Origin of the sequence: Corynebacterium urinipleomorphum, from assembly GCF_900155535.1 — a bacterium.
In the GTDB taxonomy this organism is placed as follows: domain Bacteria; phylum Actinomycetota; class Actinomycetes; order Mycobacteriales; family Mycobacteriaceae; genus Corynebacterium; species Corynebacterium urinipleomorphum.
Window position 1 is genome coordinate 74,195 of sequence record NZ_LT706963.1, and the last position, 20,081, is coordinate 94,275.

Below are 20,081 nucleotides of genomic sequence, written 5' to 3' on the forward strand. Positions count from 1 at the left end.
TAGTAGAGCACCCGGACACACGTTAGCCCGCCCGCACAATGCGGATCAGGGTGGTGGGTTGCTCCAGCAGACCTTCACCGACAGTGAGAATCTCCGCGTCGGTGCCGCCAGCTTTGGCAATGACCTTGGCGTCGCGCTCCAGCTCCTCGGCCACGCTGGCTCCCTTCATCGCCGTCATCGAGCCGCCGGGGCGGACGAGGGGGAGCGACCAGGAAGCGAGTTTTCCTAGGGGGGCGACGGCGCGGGACGTCGTGACGTCGAAAAGCGTCTTCTTCTGCTCTTCCGCCCGGCCGCGCACGACCGTGACGTTGGTGAGGCCGAGCTCTTCCGTGATCTCACCGAGGTACGTCGAGCGTTTCAGCAGAGGCTCGATGAGTGTGATCTGAAGATCCGGCCGCGCGATTGCCAGCGGGATGCCCGGCAGACCCGCGCCGGAACCGATATCGGCGACACTAAGGCCTTCGTCGAAGGCGTCGGCGATGACCGCGCAGTTGAGCACGTGGCGGCTCCACAGGCGCGAGATTTCCTTCGGACCGATGAAGCCGCGCTCGGCGGCGGTGGTGGCTAGGGAATCGTGGTAGGCCTGCGCGAGCGGCAGCCGGTCGCCGAAAATCCGGGCGGCTGCCTCGGGCGCGTCCTCCCACTGGGCGGGCGTTGAATCAGGCATGAGCCTTAGTTCCCCTTCTTCTTGCCCTGGTTTTTGCCTTGGCTCTTGCCTTTATTCTTCTTGCCCTTCTTCGGGTTGTTGGGCTTCGCTCCGGGCTTGGGTTTGAGTCCTACGTCGGACTGCTTGCCGCTCACATCCGTGGTTTCGGAGGTGTCGGACGGCTCGACCTTGGTCACCGTCGCCGTTTTGTCCGGCTGGTTCTCCGGGTGGTTGTTGTTCGCACGCTGCTTTGCGGCGTCGCGCTGGCGCTGCTTCTTGGAACGGTTGTCCACGGTGCGGGCGCCAGCGACGGGAGCGGAGGCGCGCTTCGCCTCGCGCTTGGCTGCTTCCTCCTCTTCCTCTTCCTTGTCCATCTTGGCGTAGACGAGCTTGGTCTGGAAGAAGGTCCACACGTTGTTGGACAGCATGTAGGTAAGCAGACCGATGTGCCACAGGAAGCCGGTGAACAGCAGGGTCGCCGGGAGGAACCACAGCATCATGCCGTTCATGGTCTTCATCTGCATTTCCATCATTTCCGGCGAGCCCGGACCGGCCTGCTCCGGCTTCTTGCCGGCTGCCGTCTGCTCCGCCTTGCGCTTAGCCATGCGCTCGCGCTGACGGCTCATAGACATGCGCGCGTTGAAGTGGGTCAGCAGAACACAGGCGATCACCATCGGCAAAGCGACAATGATGATGTCCGTGCGCGTGAAATCAGCCGGGGAGAAAGCGGCGAACTGCTCTTCCGGCATGGACATGTAAGAAGACAGCGGAATACCGAAAACACGGGCATCCAGGAAGGACTGGACATCCTCGGGGGAGAAGATGTAGTTCGCGGTGTTGCGGTTTTCCTCCACGGTCATGCCCAGGCCGCCGCCGGAGGTACCGGTACGGTTGAAGGAGCGCAGCACGTGCAGTAGGCCGATGAACACCGGCATCTGGACCAGCGGCACGATGCAGCTGGCCAACGGATTCATGTTGGCTTCCTTGTACAGGCGCTGCATCTCCATCGCCTGCTTCTGCTGATCGTTGCCGTACTTCGCGCGGATCTCCTGCATCTTCGGCTGGAGTTCCTGCATCTTGCGGCCAGCGCGCAGCTGGTTCACCATCGGCTTGACCAGAAAGACGCGGATGGTGAAGGTCAGGAACACAATGGCCAGCAGCCACGAGGCACCAGAATCCGGCGAGAAGATGTAGCCGAAGATCTTGTGCCAGAACCACAGCACCGCTGAGATGGGCCAGTAGATGAAATTCAGCACTGGATGTCTAACTCCTGTCTAGCTGTTCTAGGTCACGGGGTCGTAGCCGCCGGGGTGCCATGGCCCGCACTTGCTTAATCGGACAAGAGCGAGAAGGCTGCCGCGGACCGCTCCACGCCTGGACACGGCTTCTAGCGCGTAAGCGCTGCATGTCGGCTCGAAGCGGCACGTCGACCCCATCTTAAGGGGTGAGAAATGTTTTTGGTAAAGCCGCACGCACCGAACCATCGCCCTGCCGAGAGGCCCGGAAGGTACGGGAATGAGCTCACCGTCAGAGTTCCGGTAAGAGGTCATGCGCGCTTTTCTGTTTTTTGCGCCCCCTGGCCACTCCCGACTGCACATCCCCCAGCAAGTCGGCGCTGGTGGCGTTGGCGCTGGCGGGCAGAGCGCGGATGACAATATCTACGTCCCGGTCAAGCTGCTCGACAACGTCCATGCAGACGTGCCGCAGTTGACGGGACACGCGGTGACGGACAACAGCGTTGCCCACCTGCTTAGACACAATTAACCCGAACCGGGGACCGCCGTGAATGACGGTGTCGGTTCGGGTGTAATAGTGCACCACGACGGTGCGGGTGCCTGCGCGCCCGCCTTTGGAGATCACCCGGCGGAATTCCGCCGACGAGGTGAGCTTGTGGGCGCGGGGCAGCACAGCGCGCTCTGAATTACCTAGAGGACTAGGCGGTGAGCTTGGAACGGCCCTTGCGGCGACGCGCGGAAACGATGGCGCGGCCAGCGCGGGTGTTCATGCGGGTGCGGAAGCCGTGCTTGCGTGCACGACGACGGTTATTCGGCTGGAAAGTCCGCTTAGACATGGCGGGGTACTCCTTGCAATCTATGCGGCGGCCAACGGCGCGCGCCGAGCAATGCGGCGGGTGCGCCTTCCCGGGAAGAGGCAGCCATTTTCAAAACATATGAGTGAGATGCTCTTACAGCGTTTCCCGCTGACGGCTTGCGTCATCCGCGCTGACTCGCCCGCACGGGGCGGCCCGGTGCTCGGCGCCGATGATGCTCTCACGCACACCCTGGTGATCGCTGCGGAACCGCATCGCGGATTCCCAGAGGTCACAGAGTGCGACAGACCATGCCAGGATACGTGATCGACATCGCACCGGCCAAATCGACGCGCGGGGGTAGATTCACTGATTTTCAGCCACCCCCGAAATTACAACGATGTGTTTTTCCGCAGGTCACGGGCGACACGCCGACGCTGCCTGCGTGGGCACGGCGGGGGTCGAACGTGCTTGCTGATGCGTTCGCGTCTCCGTCCCGGCACACCCGCATTCCGTCTAGACAGTCCGCGGCGGAGCAGGGTAAGAAAGCTTTATCACCACAACTTCACAGGAAAGTTTCCACCACTGCTGTGGATAAACCTCAATCACACCTTGAGGTTCGTCCTCGATGAGCACTGAAACTCGAGGTCAAAGGCATTAATTTGGCGTGAGAGTTTTATCCACAGCATGATGAGTGCCTTGTGGATAAACTCCACAGCAGCACGGTTCACACCTGTGGATAAGTCTGTGGATTCACAAGATCAGAGCGATGTTCACACTCATGTGAGTTGTGAAATCCTCGTCGCCCACGGCGTGCGGGAAATATCAAACATCGCCATTCGGATAAGGGAGAGCAGACGTATATGGCACATGATCAACAGAGTTTGAATGCTCTGTGGCAGGACATCGTCGCCGAACTGCTCAACCTGTCTGAGCGCCCCAATTCCCACGTGCCCACGTTCTCCCCGGGAGACCGTGCGTACCTGCAACTGGTCACACCCGTCATGCTCGTGGACGGATACTGCATCCTCTCCGCGCCGCACGCCGCCGCAAAGAATGTGGTGGAGAACAGTCTCGGCCCGTACATCATGGAGCTGCTGAGCAGCCACATGGGCCAACCCTGCAACCTGGCTGTGTCCGTGCACGCGCCGGCGCCACAAACCCAGCAAACACAGCAAACACAGCAAACCGAGCAGCCATCACAGATACAGCAGGTGCCGCAGGCACCATCAACACCGCAAGAGGCCGCACCCCAGCAACCCACGCCGCAGCCGCGCACGGACAGCTCCGCGGATGACTGGTACAACACCTATTCCGAGCCCGCTTTCCCGCCGGCCGCGCAGCAGCAACAGCCCGCGCTAGCGGGGGAGCAGCTGCCGATGGGGCTTGATGAGCTCGCGCGGATTCACGCCCAGCAGCAGGAAAACCCGGTTGAGGAATCGTCCCGGCAGCAGTCCAGCCACCCGATCGTCCCGGCGCCGCAACGTATCCCGCGCGAGAAGCCGGCGCATGATCCGGACCGGGACGTGAGCTTGAACCCGAAGTACACCTTCGAGAACTTCGTCATCGGCTCGTCCAACCGTTTCGCCAACGGCGCGGCAGTGGCCGTAGCGGAGAATCCTGCGCGCGCCTATAACCCGCTGTTCATCTGGGGCGGCTCTGGCCTGGGCAAGACGCACTTACTGCACGCGGCCGGCAATTACGCCCAGGTGCTGCAACCGAACTTGCGCATCAAGTACGTCTCCTCTGAGGAATTCACCAACGACTACATCAACTCGGTGCGCGATGACCGGCAGGAATCCTTCAAGCGCCGCTACCGCGACCTGGACATCCTCATGGTCGACGACATCCAGTTCTTGGAGGGCAAAGAAGGAACCCAGGAGGAGTTCTTCCACACCTTCAATGCGCTGCACCAGTCGAATAAGCAGATCATTTTGTCCTCCGACCGTCCACCGAAACAGCTGACCACACTGGAGGACCGTCTGCGCACACGTTTCGAGGGCGGGCTGATCACCGACATTCAGCCGCCGGACTTGGAAACGCGCATTGCAATCTTGATGAAGAAGGCGGCCGCGGACGGCACGCATGTCAGCGAGGACGTGCTGGAACTCATCGCATCCCAATTCGAGTCCTCCATCCGCGAGCTCGAAGGCGCGCTGATCAGGGTCTCAGCGTATTCGTCGTTGATCAATGAGCCGATCACGCTCGACGTCGCGCATGTCGCACTCCGCGATATTCTCCCGGACGAAGGCGACGTGACCATCACCGCCGCGACCATCAAGGAGGCGGCCGCGGATTTCTTCCGCGTTCCCATGGACAAGCTCACCGGCGCCGGCAAGACCCGCGTTGTCGCGCACGCCCGCCAGCTGGCTATGTACTTGTGCCGCGAGCTCACGGACCTGTCTCTACCGAAGATCGGTCAGGAATTCGGGGGCAAGGACCACACGACGGTCATGTACGCCGACCGGAAGATCCGGAAGGAAATGACGGAGAACCGCGAGACCTACGACGAGATTCAGGAGCTCACCCAAATCATCAAAAACCGCGTCCGCGCGCGGTAGCTTTCGCCGCTTATCGACGGCCCGACCCCCACGCCACTGAGATCCCCCGGGAATCCGGATTCTCAGTGGCCTTTTTCGTGTGCCCCGGAGCAGGTTCTTTCACAGCCCCGGCGGTTATCCACAGAGTTTTTCACACCTGTGTAATTCCACCGTTGTAATTAAGTGGAGTTGATCACTATCCGGTTATCCACAGAAGAAAAGCGCTGTCCACAGGCGCGGGAGAAATATGTGATTTGGCGGTGGAATCACACGAATGGTCTGTGGGCAACGGAGATGCCGAATTAGTTATCCACAGCATGGACGAGTTATCCACAGAAATTACACACCCGTGCCCCACAGGCGACACGCCGAAGCGACGTGCTTGAATGGACTGTCATCCACAGACTGCACAGCACCTACTGTTACTCCCAATCTTTTTCCTAGTATTGAATCCAAGAGAAAGAGAGCGTGGGGACAACTCCGCCGGGCATGTCCACTGAAGTGGACAGGCTCTCGTTGAGCAGAAGTTGTGCACCGCTTAAGGTGAGACGGAAAGTTAGCTCACCTGACAGGCAGCCCTAGCAAGGAGCGACGAGGACCATGGACGACAACAACGTGTCATTCCGCGTGCACAAAGACGATCTCTCGGATGCCGTCGCGTGGGTTGCGCGTAATTTGCCGACGAAGAACACCCAGCCGGTGCTCCGCGCCGTAGTGATCACGGTGGATGACAACGGCCTGGAGCTGGCAGGCTTCGACTACGAGGTGTCCACCCGCGTGCGCGTCAGTGCCGAGGTCTCCCAACCCGGACGCGTCGCTGTGGCCGGCAAGCTCATGGCGGACATCGTTTCCAACATGCCCGCGAAGCCGGTTGAAGTGTCCGTGGACAATTCGCGCCTGCTGCTCCAGGGCGGTTCCGCCCGCTTCGAGCTGCCGCTCATGCCTCTGGACGATTACCCGCAGCTGCCTACCCTGCCGGAAGTCACCGGCACGCTGGACACCTCCACTTTTGTCAATGCTGTCACCCAGGTGGCCTCCGCTGCCGGGCGCGATGACACGTTGCCGATGCTGACCGGTGTGCACATGGAAATCGCCGGTAACCAGGTGACACTCGCGGCTACGGACCGTTTCCGTCTGGCCCTTCGCTCGCTGGAGTGGGAGCCGGTGAACAGCAATGTGGAGGCGAAACTACTCATCCCGGCGAAGACATTGCTGGATAACGCGCGCACCTTGGATAGCCACTTAGAGGAGCCGGTGGAGATCGCCGTGGGCAACGGCGAGAATGTCGGCGGCGACGGGCTGTTCGGTCTCCACTCGCAAAACCGGGAGACCACCACCCGCATGCTGGACGCGGAATTCCCGAATATTCAGCCGCTGCTGCCCAAGACGCACACGTCCATGGCGTCGGTGGAGATCGCTCCGCTGGTGGAGGCCATCCGCCGCGTGAGCCTGGTCGCCGACCGCAACGCGCAGCTGCGCATGCACTTCCAGCAGGGCGAGGTCACGCTTTACGCCTCCGGCGCTGATTCCGGCGAGGCGAGCGAATCCCTGCAGTGCGCGTTCACGGGCGCGGATGAGCTGCTCATCGCCTTCAACTCCGGGTACCTGCGCGACGGCCTGAGTGTCATTCCGACTAACCGCGTGGTCTTCGGCTTCACCGAGGCGTCCCGCCCGGCGATTATGATCCCGGAGCCAGACGAGATGCCGGAGGCGGGTGCGGACGGCACGTTCGAGACCCCCGCCACCGACTTCACCTACCTGCTCATGCCGGTGCGCCTGCCGGGATAAATGTGTTTGTCCGTGAGCTCGATCTGCGCGACTTCCGCTCCTGGCCGGAGCTGAACCTCGCACTGGATAAAGGGGTCACCGTTTTCTCGGGCCGCAACGGCCACGGCAAGACCAATATCGTCGAAGCGGTCATCTATTCGGCGACGCTGAGTAGTCACCGCGTTGCGCAGGATCAGCCACTGGTGCGCGCTGGCGCGCAGAATGCTCGGGTGTCGGTGACCACGGTCAACGAGGGCCGCGAACTGACCACGCACCTGCTGATCAAGCCGAAGGAAGCCAACCAGGCGCAGATCAACAGGACGCGCTTGAAATCGCCGCGGGAAATCCTCGGTGTCTTGCGCACGGTGGTCTTCGCGCCGGAGGACTTGGCTCTGGTGGTCGGCGAGCCGGGGGAGCGCCGCAGGTTCCTGGATGGTCTGGCGAGTATCCGCACTCCGCGCTTCGGTGGGGCGAAGGCGGATTACGACAAAGTGCTGCGCCAGCGCAATGCTCTGCTGCGTTCGCAGAATATGCTGCTGCGCCGCGGCTACAACGACGACCAGGGTGCTAGTGCGCTATCCACGCTGGATGCGTGGGACATGCAGTTGGCGTCTCTCGGCGCGCAGGTGATCGCGGGGCGGAAGAAGTTGGTGGCGGAGTTATCGGAGCCGGTGCACGACGCGTACGCGTCGGTGGCGCCGGAGTCCCGGCCGGCCGGGATCGGGTACAGCTCGACGGTTGACGGTGGCGTCGAAAAGCTTGCCGGCGTGGATACCCACGACCCGGAGATTCTTGAGGCCGCTTTTCTGACGGAGCTCTCGCGGCGGCGCAAGGAGGAGATCGACCGGGGAACGACGCTGGTCGGGCCGCACCGCGACGACCTTGTGCTCATGCTCGGCGACCAGCCGGCGAAGGGGTACGCGAGCCACGGCGAGACGTGGTCGTTCGCGCTCGCGCTGCACTTGGCGGAATACGCGCTGCTGGCGTCGGACGGCGCGGAACCCGTGCTCATCTTGGACGATGTGTTCGCGGAACTGGATGCGAAGCGCCGCCAGCGGTTGGTCGCGGTGGCGGAGAAAGCGGAGCAGGTGCTCATCACTGCCGCTGTCGGCGACGATTTGCCGGCGAACCTCGACGACCATGTCTCCGCGCGGTACGGCGTGGTCATGGAGGACAGCGGGGACGGTCGCCGCGAGTCCCGGATCAAGGAACTGACGTGAGCGAAACGCAGGAACAACAAGAACCACACGATCTGGTCAGCGCCACATTTGAGAATCTCCGCGCGACTGCGAAGCGCCGCGGCGGGACGCTCCCGCGGTTGACGGGGCAGGGGAGGAATGTGGTGCCGCGGAGGTCCGTCGGCAAGCTAGCTCTAGCAATGGGTACGGACGAGCCCGCGGCCCCGGAGATCTCCGTGCCCGGGCTGGACCTCGCGCCGGAACCTGCAATGAAGAAGCGCTTCCAGCAGGGCCGGCCGACGGGGCCTGACGGGCGCGCAATGCAGCGGGACTACACCGTCGCGGGTTTCGGGTCCCTGCTGAAAAAGGAGATTGCCCAGCGTGAATGGACGGAGCCGATCGCGCATGGTTGGGTGATGGGCAACTGGGAATCCCTGGTGGGGGAGAAGATCGCGCAGCACACCGAAGTGAGCATGATCAAAAACGGCGAGCTGTTCATCTCCTGCGACCAGACCGCGTGGGCGACGAACCTGAAATATATGCAGTCCACCGTGCTGTCACAGATCGCGGAGAAGATCGGTCCCGGCGTGATCACCAAATTGCACGTCTACCCGCCGAAGACCAAGAACTGGCGGTACGGTCCGCTGCATGTTAAAGGCCGGGGGCCGCGGGATACATACGGGTAAAACGGTTGCCATCAGGGGAACGGCGGGATAAAATTTCACCTGTTAGCTCCGAGATTGAGCCGAAAGGCGAAGGTTCTGCCCAGCAGGACGCTCGGGGCGCTTGAACTGTCGGGGGAGCTAGCAATATCTCGGTGCTTTCAATTGCGCAAGCGGACTAAGAAGGCCATTCGTATTCGAATTGCAAAAATCTATCCACAACCTCGCAGATACTTTCGATCTGAGATCGTGCCCATGGGTCTTTAGCAGGACTGGAAAATCGTGACTGCATGTAGAAATAGGTGCAGATGTCCACTGCCTGTAGGGGTCGGCTGTAATCGGAAGGCCCAAAATAAACAGTGTCGAAAATGTGAGTTAGAGGTACGCTGACTTTCCCTCGAACTGCGGACGATTTTGCTCGACGCAAATTTGCTCGCGCATCTGGAGCAGAATGATGTTCGTCGGCAAATAGAACCGTCAATTCATCGCTGAAAAACCGAGCCATTTGGTGTTCAACTTGTTCGAGGATGTACCCCATTGCCTGCTGGTGAACGGGTAATGCGTTCTCGCCATACCTGGACTTATACCCTGGAATGTTGATGGATCGGGTGACGAACTGTGGGTTTGCGCTTTCTACCGCATAAACCACTTCGCGGAGAACCTCGAATCGGTCCTCCATTGTTATGTGTCGCCAAAAGCCTTTACCGTGTCGGATCTCTACGGCATGAAATTCTGTGGAAGGAAGAATCGTTCCAGAGTACTTCTGCGATAAAGCCGCACCGAGCTGATCCATTCTCGTTTCGATTGACTTAGCCTGGGTTATATCGCATACCAGTGCACCGAAGATGTAGTGAGTCCCATCCGAACTGCCGGATTCGTCGAGATAAGTCAACCGCATGTGATCAGGCTACTTCTGGACCTACCATTTGGGTGAGGTGCTGAATACTTTTTCTGCATACGCTGCATGAATGATCGTGTACGTAGATGCTATGGCAATTTAGACGCTTCTAAACTCCTTGATTCAAAGATGCCGGCGGGGTAGCTTTAGAGACATGCAGGAGTCGGCCCCCGCGGGGTCGGCTCCGGCCCATTTTCTAGGGGACTTAAGTGATGGAGGTGGGCTGGGGGCTGATTGGACCGGCGTCTGCACCCGTCGCCGTACGGGCACCAGTATCAAACCACCAAAACGCGCGTGAAACACTCTGTCGCTGCCCTTGGCGGTGCGTCTGTGGGGGACCACAACCGTGTAAGATGACATAGGTTAAAGACGTATTCACGCCGTGACAGGAGAGTTTCGGGAAAGTGGCCGAGCAACAACCGCATTATGACGCGTCATCGATCACCATCCTTGAAGGGTTGGAGGCCGTGCGCAAGCGCCCCGGCATGTACATCGGCTCCACCGGTGTACGCGGCCTGCACCACCTGGTGTGGGAGGTCGTGGATAACTCCGTCGACGAAGCGATGGCGGGTTACGCGGACAAGGTCGAGGTGACTCTGCTGGCCGACGGCGGTGTTCAGGTCGTGGACAACGGCCGTGGTATTCCGGTGGAAATGCACCCGTCGGGCGCACCGACGGTGCAGGTGGTCATGACCCAGCTGCACGCCGGCGGTAAGTTCGACTCCGAGTCCTACGCCGTCTCCGGCGGCCTTCACGGTGTGGGTATTTCTGTGGTCAACGCACTGTCCACCCGCGTCGAGGCGGACATCAAGCGCGACGGGAAGCACTGGTACCAGAACTTCACCAACGCCATCCCGGAGGACCTGGTGGAGGGCCCGAATGCCCGCGGCACAGGCACCACCATCCGGTTCTGGCCGGACCCGGAGATTTTTGAGACGGTCAACTTCGACTACGACACGATTGCTCGCCGCCTGCAGGAGATGGCGTTCCTGAACAAGGGCCTGACCATCACGTTGAAGGACGAGCGTGTCTCCGACGAGGAGCTGGAGCTCGAGGCCATCGCCGAAGAGGGCGACACCGCCCAGGTGGTCGAGGGCGATTCCTTCGACGACGCAGACGATGCAGGCGACGCTGAGGCCGGACGCGTCTCGGACACGGAGAAGACCGAGGACGCGGGCGACGAGACGGGTGTCGCGCCGGGAACGAAAAAGAAGCGCGAGAAGAAGGTCACCTACCACTACCCGGAGGGCCTGATCGACTATGTGGATTACCTGAACCGCAATAAGACGGCGATCCACCCGACCACCATCGGCTTCGAGGCGAAGGGTGAGGAGCACGAGCTTGAGATCGCCATGCAGTGGAACGGCGGCTTCAAAGAGTCGGTCCACACCTTTGCCAACACCATCAACACGCATGAGGGCGGTACACACGAGGAGGGCTTCCGGGCGGCGCTGACCTCGTTGATGAACCGCTACGCGCGCGAGCACAAGCTGATCAAGGACAAGGACCCGAACCTCACGGGCGATGACTGCCGCGAGGGTCTCGCTGCCGTCGTGTCCGTCCGCGTGGGCGACCCGCAGTTCGAGGGCCAGACCAAGACCAAGCTGGGCAACTCGGAGATCAAGGGCTTTGTGCAGCGCGCGGTCAATGAGCACCTCAACGACTGGTTCGACGCCAACCCGGCTGAGGCGAAGGTGATCATCAAGAAGGCCGTGTCATCTTCCCAGGCGCGTGAGGCTGCCCGCAAGGCGCGCGAGTCTGTGCGCCGCAAGTCCGCGACGGACCTTGGCGGCCTGCCGGGCAAGCTAGCGGATTGCCGTTCGAAGGACCCGGTCGTCTCCGAGTTGTTCATCGTGGAGGGTGACTCCGCAGGCGGTTCCGCAAAGCAGGGCCGCGATTCGATGTACCAGGCGATTCTCCCGCTACGCGGCAAGATCCTGAACGTGGAGAAGGCCCGCCTCGACCGCGTGCTGAACAACAACGAGGTTCAGGCGATCATCACTGCGCTGGGCACGGGTATCAACGACGAATTCGACATTTCCAAGCTCCGTTACCACAAGATCGTGCTCATGGCGGATGCGGACGTCGACGGCCAACACATTGCAACGCTGCTGCTCACGCTGCTGTACCGCCTCATGCCGGACCTGATCGCCAACGGCCACGTGTATCTGGCTAACCCGCCGCTGTACAAGCTGAAGTGGGCGAAGGGCGAGCCGGGCTACGCGTACTCCGACGCTGAGCGCGACGCTGAGTTGGAGGCCGGCTTGAACGAGGGCCGCAAGATCAACACCGATGACGGCATTCAGCGTTACAAGGGCCTGGGTGAGATGAATCCGGGTGAGCTCTGGGAGACCACCCTGGACAAGGAGCACCGCGTCCTGCGCCGCGTCGACCTCGAGGACGCTCAGCGCGCCGACGAGCTCTTCTCCATCCTCATGGGCGACGACGTCGCCGCCCGCCGTTCCTTCATCACACGCAAGGCGAAGGACGTGCGCTTCCTCGACGTTTAAGGGCCAGCACCTAGCAGTTCGCCAAAGCTTTTCGCTTATCGACGCTCCCTTGTCACCCCCCGTTAACCTTCCGTTAATGTTTAGTGAGGGAAATCACAGTCTCTCAGCTAGGGCGTTTTTGGGGTGCCTGTACAGGATTCATGCTGATCAGACCAGTGGGGTATTTAAGCCTCTGTTCAGTAAGGAATATCCCAAGCTCAGGCGCGTTACAGATGATTGACGCTTCACTGAAAGAAGTGGAAGAATGGTCGCGTCTACCATCGACTAATAACTTTATCCATCACATATCCATGAGCTTTTACAAGCTCATGGCCTATCCGGATGCCTGCCTCTTCATAGTGGTTCGCTCCGTGATGATTGACCAGGAGTAAATGTGACTAAATCAAATCGCAGTGTGCGAAGGTCCTCTCGCACCGGCATCGCCGGCCTCTCCGTTATCGCGTTGGCCCTCGGCGGTCTCAGCGTCGTCGGCCCCGGCCCCGCGGCGACCCAAGCCACCGCTGCTACAATGACCGGTGGTCTCCGCGGCAAGTCCGGCGCGGTCGAGAAAGACGCGCAGAAGGCCTCGGACCTGCCAGCCGGTTCGTGTGTCGTCGATGATAATTCCCAGAGTGGCAGCCAGGCGGGTTTCAGCTGGCAGAGCCTCGAGCCAGGTCCACGCACACTCGTACAAAAGCAAAAGGATTGGGGTGTAAGCCTCGCCTTCGACAACTCGCAGGACCGCACGTTCGCGGACTGGAGCTTCGCCAATTCGGGTAACCACGGCAATCTCTTGAATACGGGCTCGGTTTCCTCTATGGATGCAGGCACGACTTTCCCTGTCGAGCCTCCCCTCGAAGTCACCGCGAAGGCTGATGAAAACATCACCATCACGGCTGCGCGTGAGCAGAGAAACCTGACTCTTTGGGCGGAACTGACCGAGGACGAGGTCAAGCAGTTCGCAGAGGCCGGTGCTGATAACCCGGTGCGCTACGCCTGGATGGGTAAGTACACGAAGGAGAACCCTAACGGTCTGAAAGCCACCCAGGGTGACAATGCCGCATTCAGGGCAGTTGTAAACCCGTGGCCGAGCGAGAACATCGAATGTAATCCCATCACGGTGTCGTGGGAGGACTTCGAAAAGCATGTGATCGTCGCTGGCGATGAAACCAAGGTCGGCCACATCAACATCCCCGCGCTGACGGGCGGTGGCACTGATGACTCCATTTCCCGCATGGTCGTGGAGGCCTACGATGGTAACGGCAAGTTCATCGGCACCACGGACCCAGCTGTGTCCGGCGGTGAGCAGAACCTGCGTGTCGACGACAACGGTGACATCTATTTCACCTGGCCCGAGTACCGCGGCACGGATCTTGCGACCGACAAGAACGTGAACTTCTCTGTGCTGGCGCAGCCGCGTTCTGTGGGTCAGCTCCAGGCCGCGGCAGAGCACAACAACTCCGGTGAAGGTAAGGCCTTCGACAGCTCCAACTCGCTGGAGCGTTACAGCAAGGCGAACGTCATCGACTCGAAGGCGTTCTCCCTCGATGACACCGAGTACCACGATCCGAAGTATGGCAAGACCTCTGCCACGATCATTTCCGGTGTAGACAGCGCGACGGGTCCGCTTGCGACCGAGCCGCAAAAGGTGACCTTCACGCAGGTTCCGGATCTGATCGCTGACCTGAAGAAGAAGAAGGATCAGGGCGGCTTCGAGGCGAAGGTCAAGCTCGACAAGAAGTACGTCTACGCGGGATGGTCCGTCGAGATGGATAAGGAGACTCACGAAGTCACCGTCACCGCCCCGGAGAACCCGGAGCCGGGCACCTTCGCACTTCCGAAGGTGGTCGTCGAGTACTCGAACGGCTCCACCGATGTGCTCGAGCTGCTGGTCGTCGTCGACCCGAATAACACCCAGGTCACCGACCTGGTGCGCCCGGGTCTGACTAAGGGCAAAGTAAACGAGGACATGACCTCCCAGATCGCTCTGGAGCCCATCCTGGAAGGCCACGATACGGTTCACCCGGCAAATTACGAGGTTGATCCCGCGACCGTCCCGGCTGGCTGGACCGTCACCGTCGATAAAACCGGCAAGGTCACCGCGGTAGCGGATGAGTCTGTCGAGCCGGGCACCGTCATCACCCCGAAGGTGACGGCCACATACCCGGACGGCACCAAGGATGAGGTTGAGGTCCAGTTCCAGGCCATCGTGGACATCAAGATCCCCGACTACGACACGGTGACCAACAAGCCGAACCAGGACGTCAGCATGAAGCCCGAGGTTCCTGAGCGTGGGCTGAGCGGCAACACGACCGACGAGCCACCGAAGCGCTACACCTTCGAAGACGGCACGACGACCTTCACCCTGACGGATGACTCCGGCACCTGGAACGTAAAGATCAACGAAACCACTGGTGAAATCACCACCAGAATTCCAAAAACTGCGCCCGAAGGCTACGTTCTTAATCTTCCCGTTCTCGCACACTACGACGAGAACAAGCCGCAGAAGGTAAAGGCTACCGTTGTCGTCATCAAGGGTGACCTTGCTCCGGTCTACCCGGTGGAGACCACCGGCCCGAACCAAGCGGTTGAGCACCAGGTCGAGGATGCTCCAAAGGGTTCGACTTTCTCCTTTGGCAAGAACGGGGACCAGCCGATCCTTAAGCAGGAAGTAGACGGCTGGAAGTACACGATTGACCCGGACACCGGTGTCGTTTCGTCCACTCCCCCGGCTGACGCCAAGCCCGGCGACAAGAACACCGTCCTCGCCAGGGTTGAAACCCAGGACGGCTTGGTTGCGCAGGTGCCAGTCACCACCGTCGTGAAGCTGACCAATAGCTGGGAGGCTGAGCCCTCGTACCCGGTTGAGACGGTGTTCCCCGGTGACACGGCAGAATTGTCCGTCGAGCTCCAGAAGCCGGACAATGTAAGCCTCGCGGCGGACAACCCCTACGAGTTGGGCGCTGTTCCCCCGGGTTGGGATGTCAGCATCGACAAGGAAGGCAGGATCACCGCTACCGCACCGGCGGATGCGAAGCCGGGCTCCAAGGTCGAGATTCCAGTTACTGTGACCTACGCGGACGGTTCTAAAGACACTACTAAGGCTGTCGTGAATGTCGTCGACGTTCCGACGCGCCCGGTGCCGTTCAAGGTCGAGTACGTCTACGACGACACCATCCCGGCTGGCGAGTACAAGACTGTCACGAAGGGTGTCGCTGGCGAGGAAAAGCAGAATCGCGACGGCACGTGGGAGCAGACTACTGCGCCGACCAACGAGGTTGTGCACATCGGCACCAAGCCGGCTGAGGCATCCAAGGACGTGACCTGGAAGGTCCCGGTTCCGTACAGCACGACTACCCGGCCGAACTTGGCACTCGCTCCGGGCGAGCAGAAGGTTGTTCAGAAGGGCGTCAACGGCGAGCGCACCTACACCGCTAAGTTCACCGCAACCGGTGACCAGGCCTCCGTTGTCGAGTCTGAGGATACGAAGCAGCCGGTCGAGGAGATCATCGAGTACGGCCCGCGCCTGGATGACCAGGAGCTGGTGACCGAGACCACACGCAAGATCCCGTTCGAGACGACGATCGTCTTCGATAACACCCTGAAGGAGGGTGAGCAGGTCGTCGACACGCAGGGCGTTGTCGGCGAAGAGAAGGTCACGAGCACGCAGAAGCTTGTTGACGGCAAGCCCTCCGGCGACCCCGTCGTCACGACCACCACCGTGACCGAGAAGCAGGATGCTGTCATCCGTGTTGGTTCCAAGACCGAGGGTGCGAACACGGTTGAACACACTGAGCCGGTGCCGTATGAGACCAAGGTCGAAATCGACCCGAACATGCCGGCTGGCACCTATGAGGTTGTGACGCCGGGTAAGGCTGGCGAGAAGACCGTCAAGGTCACGCAGACCATCGTCAACAGCGAGGTCACCGAGACCAAGCGCGACGAAAAAGTCACCGTTGAACCGGTCACTGAGGTGATCAAGGTCGGCACCAAGCAGGCGACTGCGACCGACACGGTTGAGTGGACTGAGCCGATTCCGTTCTCCACGGTTGTGCGCCCGAACCCGGATCTGAAGCCGGGCGAAGTCAAGACCGTTCAGGATGGTAAGAACGGTGAGGCGAAGTACACCGCGACGTTCACCGGTACTAACGGTGAGGCTGCTGTCAAGGAAGAGACCAGCCGCACTGAGCCGACCGATCAGATCATTGAATATGGTCCGACGATTGCGGATCAGACTCTGACGTCGACGACGACGAACCCGGTTCCGTTCAACACCACGTTTGTGGCGGATCCGACGTTGCCGGTTGGTGAGCAGGTCGTCGATAAGCAGGGCGAGAACGGTGTGGATACCGTGACTGCGACGCAGGAGATCAAGGACGGCAAGCCTGTTGGCGAGCCGACGATCACCACTGAGCGCACCAAGGAGCCGGTCGACGCAGTTGTCCGCGTCGGTACGAAGACGACGGGTGAGACCGTCAACTCCTACGAGGCGGAGATTCCGTTCCCGACTCGTTTCGTTTACGACCCGTCGTTGGCTCCGGGTGAGTCTAAGGTGACGCAGGTGGGCAAGCCGGGCACGAAGAAGGTCACGGTCAACCAGCCAGTGGTCAACAGCCAACCGAACGGCGAAGCCTCCGTGACTGAAGAAACGGTGACTGAGCCGGTTGAGCATGTTGTCACTATCGGCACCAAGCCGGACTCTGCGTTCGCAGCTGTCGCTTGGACTGCTCCGATCCCGTTCGACACGGTTATCCGCCCCAACCCGGATTTGAAGCCGGGCGAGGTCAAGACGGTGCAGCAGGGCGAGTACGGCGAGAAGAAGGTCTCGGCCAACTTCACGGCCACCGGAGGTAATTCGACTGCAGGCACGACGGAAGAGGTCACCAAGCAGCCGAAGGATCAGGTTATCGAGTACGGTCCGACGATTGCTGACCAGATTCTCAAGTCTGAGACGACCCGTACGATTGAGTTCGAGACCGAGATCATCTTCGACGACACACTCCCGGCCGGCCAGCAGGTCGTTGACCAGCAGGGTGAGAACGGTGAGGAGAAGATCACCTCTACCCAGGAGATCAAGGATGGTAAGCCCGTTGGCGAGCCGAAGATCTCCACGGAGGTGACTAAGGCTCCGAAGAAGGCGATCATCCGTGTGGGTACGAACCCGATCACCACTACGTCTACTGCAACGGAACAGGTCCCGACCACCGTCACTCAGACCACGGAAGTTCCGACGACCGTCACTGAGACAACCGAGGTGACGACGACCGTCGATGGCACTCCGACCACGATCACCGAGACGAAGGAAATCCCGACAACGGTTTCTACGACCATCATCGAGACCAAGGAAGTTCCGACGACCGTTCCGACCACGGTGAAGGAAACCGAGACCACGACGGTGAAAGCTGTGCCGGATTCGGGTTCTGAAAAGGTCAAGTTGCCGTTCACGACGAGGATCGTGTTTGATCCGAACCTTGAGCCCGGGCAGGAGGTCGAAGACGTTAAGGGCGTCGATGGTGAGGTGACTGTTACCTTCACGGATGGAAAGGTCTCTGCCCAAACGACCAAGGAGCCGGTACAGCGCGTTGTCCGCGTCGGCAGCAAGCCGGCCGAAGGCGCCGAGTGGACCGAGGAGACTCCTTACGGCGTCAAGGTTGAAGAGGATCCGACCATTGAGGCTGGTAAATACGTCATCGCCCAGGAAGGAAAGCCTGGCCAGATCGTTCACCACGCTGACGGTACTGAGACGAAGACTCAGGCGACGGACTACATCATCAAGGTCGGCACGAAGGCAACGGGTAAGAACACTGAGACCGTTGAGGCTGAGATTCCGTTCGATGTGGAGGTTGTCTACGACCCGAACCTGAGGCCGGGCGAGTCCAAGGTGACTCAGGAAGGTAAGCCGGGCAAGAAGAAGGTGACGATCGTACGCGACATCGTCAACTCACAGCCTGGTGAGCCGACGATCACTGAAGAGGTCATTGAGCAGCCTGTCAAGAAGATTGTGACTGTCGGTACTAAGCCAGCTCAAGCTTCCCACAAGGTGGAATGGGTTGCCCCGCTGCCGTACGACACGATCGTTCGACCCAACCCCGATCTGAAGCCGGGTGAAATTAAGGTCGTCCAGGAGGGCGAGTTCGGTGAGAAGAAGTTCACCGCCGATTTCACCGCGACCGACGGTAATGCCGCGGCGTCTACCAAGGAAGAGATCACAAAGGAGCCCAAGAAGCAGATCATCGAGTACGGTCCGACGATCGCTGATCAGACCCTGAAGACTGTTGAGTCCCACCTGCTGCCGTACGAGACGGAATTCGTCCTCGACGATACTCTGCCGGCTGGTACCCAGAAGGTTGAACAGCAGGGTCAGAATGGTCTGGAGACCATCACTTCCACCCAGGAGTTCAAGGACGGTAAGCCCGTTGGCGAGCCGAAGATCACCCGTGACACCCAGGACCCGAAGAAGGCTATCATTCGCGTGGGCACCAAGCCGGTAACCACGACGGCCACGACTACTGAGATAACTGCGTCGCCGACGACCGTGGAAAAGCCTGTGCCGACGACGGTTGGAACGACCGAGACGATCACAACCACGGTCAATGGTGAGCCGACGATATTGACGACCACCAAGGAAGTCCCGACGACGGTGACGGAGAAGTCCACCGAGCGAACCACGGAGACGGTGACGGTGCCGATCACGACGGTGATTGAGAACCACCACTACCACACCACTACCGTGACTCCGTCCCCGGAGACAAAGGTGCTGACCACGACGGTTATTCCGTCCCCGGTCACGACGACCGTCACCGAACAGGGTGAGCCAGTGACGACGACGATCACCCCGGATCCGAAGACGACCGTGGTGACCACCACGCTTACTGGTGAGCCGGTGACAACGACCGTCACGGAAAAGGCTGACCCGGTGACAACCACGGTCGAGGTACCAGTTAAGGAGGTCGAGGTCAAGGTTGTCGGTGGCACGATCATCGCTAAGGGCAAGCCGGATATTCCACTGGCCCTGGCGCTGCGTGACCCGCTGGTGAAGAACGACACGCTGAAGTTCCGTCCGGTCAACGGCGGCACGCTCAGCGACGACGGCCGCACGCTCACCGTTGAGGATCAGGGCGTGTGGAAGGTCAACCCGGAGACCGGCGAAGTCAGCTTTACCCCGAAGAAGGGCTTCGTTGGTCAGGTGACTCCGGTGGAGCTGGATTACGAGCGCACCGATGGTGCGGAAGTGATCAAGCCGATTCGTATCGAGGCGAGTTACCCCAAGGCTGAGGAGCCGTCTAAGCCGGGTAAGCCGGGTAAGCCGGACACGGACGAGCCGACCATCGTTCCGCCGGCTGAGGACGGTTCTTCGGTAAAGGCGAAGCAGACGGCAGAGCGTTGCTTCGGTAACGCGGTGCGCTCGCCGATCCTGTGGCTGCTGCCGATCGGCATCCTGGGTGCTGTGGGCGGCAAGGTCCTTGAGCCGCACATGGCTGCGATCAACCAGCAGTTCGGTGAGTTCAACGCGGAGATCAACCGTCGTGTGCAGCAGTCGATGCCGGACTTCGGGTTCGGTGGCCACCACCAGAACAACGAGCAGATCAACCAGTTGATGGCTCAGGTGGATGCTGCGAACCGTCAGCTGCAGGCGCTGGCTGGTGACCCGAATGTCCAGATGATCGGCAAGGTCATCGGTGCGGTTGCGGCGCTGGCTGCGATCAGCGGCGTGCTGTATGACTGGTGCTCTGCTGAGGTCGGTCAGGCCAAGACGGCGATTGACTTCGGTGAGGGAAGCTCGAGCCGTCGATAAGCTACGGCTGCAGGTGAAGGTGAAATTCACCTGAAGTGCTCCCCATTAGTTGGGCTGAGAAATCAGACGCCAACCAA

Annotated in this window: 12 protein-coding genes; 6 read left to right on the forward strand and 6 right to left on the reverse strand. The window is 60.5% G+C overall.

The features are described 5' to 3' along the window. Positions 1–22 precede the first annotated feature (22 nt). From rsmG to rpmH, 5 genes are read right to left on the reverse strand one after another with little or no spacing between them, the layout of a single operon-like run. Positions 23–667 (reverse strand): 16S rRNA (guanine(527)-N(7))-methyltransferase RsmG, encoded by a 645-nt coding sequence (gene rsmG, locus CZ338_RS03195; protein WP_087116874.1) that lies wholly within the window; start codon positions 665–667, stop codon positions 23–25. 5 nt (positions 668–672) lie between these two features. Further along, complete coding sequence (gene yidC / locus CZ338_RS03200) at positions 673–1,902, reverse strand: membrane protein insertase YidC (protein WP_087116875.1); 1,230 nt, start codon at positions 1,900–1,902, stop codon at positions 673–675. A gap of 27 nt (positions 1,903–1,929) precedes the next feature. Continuing rightward, positions 1,930–2,196 (reverse strand): membrane protein insertion efficiency factor YidD, encoded by a 267-nt coding sequence (gene yidD, locus CZ338_RS03205; protein ID WP_087116876.1) that lies wholly within the window; start codon positions 2,194–2,196, stop codon positions 1,930–1,932. Beyond that, complete coding sequence (gene rnpA / locus CZ338_RS03210) at positions 2,174–2,554, reverse strand: ribonuclease P protein component (protein WP_087116877.1); 381 nt, start codon at positions 2,552–2,554, stop codon at positions 2,174–2,176. Before rnpA ends, yidD begins: the two co-directional genes overlap by 23 nt. Positions 2,555–2,579: 25 nt before the next feature. Then, complete coding sequence (rpmH, locus tag CZ338_RS03215; RefSeq protein ID WP_076598259.1) at positions 2,580–2,717, reverse strand: 50S ribosomal protein L34; 138 nt, start codon at positions 2,715–2,717, stop codon at positions 2,580–2,582. A 962-nt stretch (positions 2,718–3,679) separates the two neighbouring features. Between rpmH and dnaA the strand changes: the two genes are divergently transcribed. The 4 genes from dnaA to CZ338_RS03235 all read left to right on the forward strand — a co-directional run bounded on the left by dnaA (position 3,680) and on the right by CZ338_RS03235 (position 8,846). Next, positions 3,680–5,236, forward strand: a complete 1,557-nt coding sequence (dnaA, locus tag CZ338_RS03220; RefSeq protein WP_407919360.1) for a chromosomal replication initiator protein DnaA — start codon at positions 3,680–3,682, stop codon at positions 5,234–5,236. Positions 5,237–5,815: 579 nt separating this feature from the next. Beyond that, on the forward strand, positions 5,816–7,003 hold the full coding sequence (dnaN, locus tag CZ338_RS03225) for a DNA polymerase III subunit beta (protein ID WP_087116879.1): 1,188 nt from the start codon (positions 5,816–5,818) through the stop codon (positions 7,001–7,003). A gap of 2 nt (positions 7,004–7,005) precedes the next feature. Beyond that, the gene (recF, locus tag CZ338_RS03230; protein WP_087116880.1) at positions 7,006–8,202 is read left to right on the forward strand and encodes a DNA replication/repair protein RecF; all 1,197 of its coding nucleotides are present in this window, start codon (positions 7,006–7,008) and stop codon (positions 8,200–8,202) included. After that, entirely contained in the window at positions 8,199–8,846 is a 648-nt protein-coding gene (locus CZ338_RS03235) for a DciA family protein (protein ID WP_087116881.1), read from the forward strand. The genes recF and CZ338_RS03235 overlap by 4 nt, the downstream gene beginning before the upstream one ends. A 154-nt stretch (positions 8,847–9,000) precedes the next feature. On the opposite strand, the gene CZ338_RS10805 is transcribed toward CZ338_RS03235, so the two are convergent. Further along, positions 9,001–9,720 carry a DUF3800 domain-containing protein gene (locus CZ338_RS10805; protein WP_143341243.1) on the reverse strand — a complete coding sequence of 240 codons (720 nt, stop codon included), beginning with the start codon at positions 9,718–9,720 and terminating at the stop codon, positions 9,001–9,003. 404 nt (positions 9,721–10,124) lie between these two features. Here CZ338_RS10805 and gyrB point away from each other — a divergent pair, with 404 nt between their 5' ends. Both gyrB and CZ338_RS03245 read left to right on the forward strand, forming a co-directional pair. Next, positions 10,125–12,230 (forward strand): DNA topoisomerase (ATP-hydrolyzing) subunit B, encoded by a 2,106-nt coding sequence (gene gyrB / locus CZ338_RS03240; RefSeq protein ID WP_087116882.1) that lies wholly within the window; start codon positions 10,125–10,127, stop codon positions 12,228–12,230. 373 nt (positions 12,231–12,603) lie between these two features. Continuing rightward, a complete protein-coding gene (locus CZ338_RS03245) occupies positions 12,604–20,004 on the forward strand; it encodes a G5 domain-containing protein (RefSeq protein WP_087116883.1) in 7,401 nt (2,466 codons plus the stop codon). Positions 20,005–20,081 lie beyond the last annotated feature (77 nt).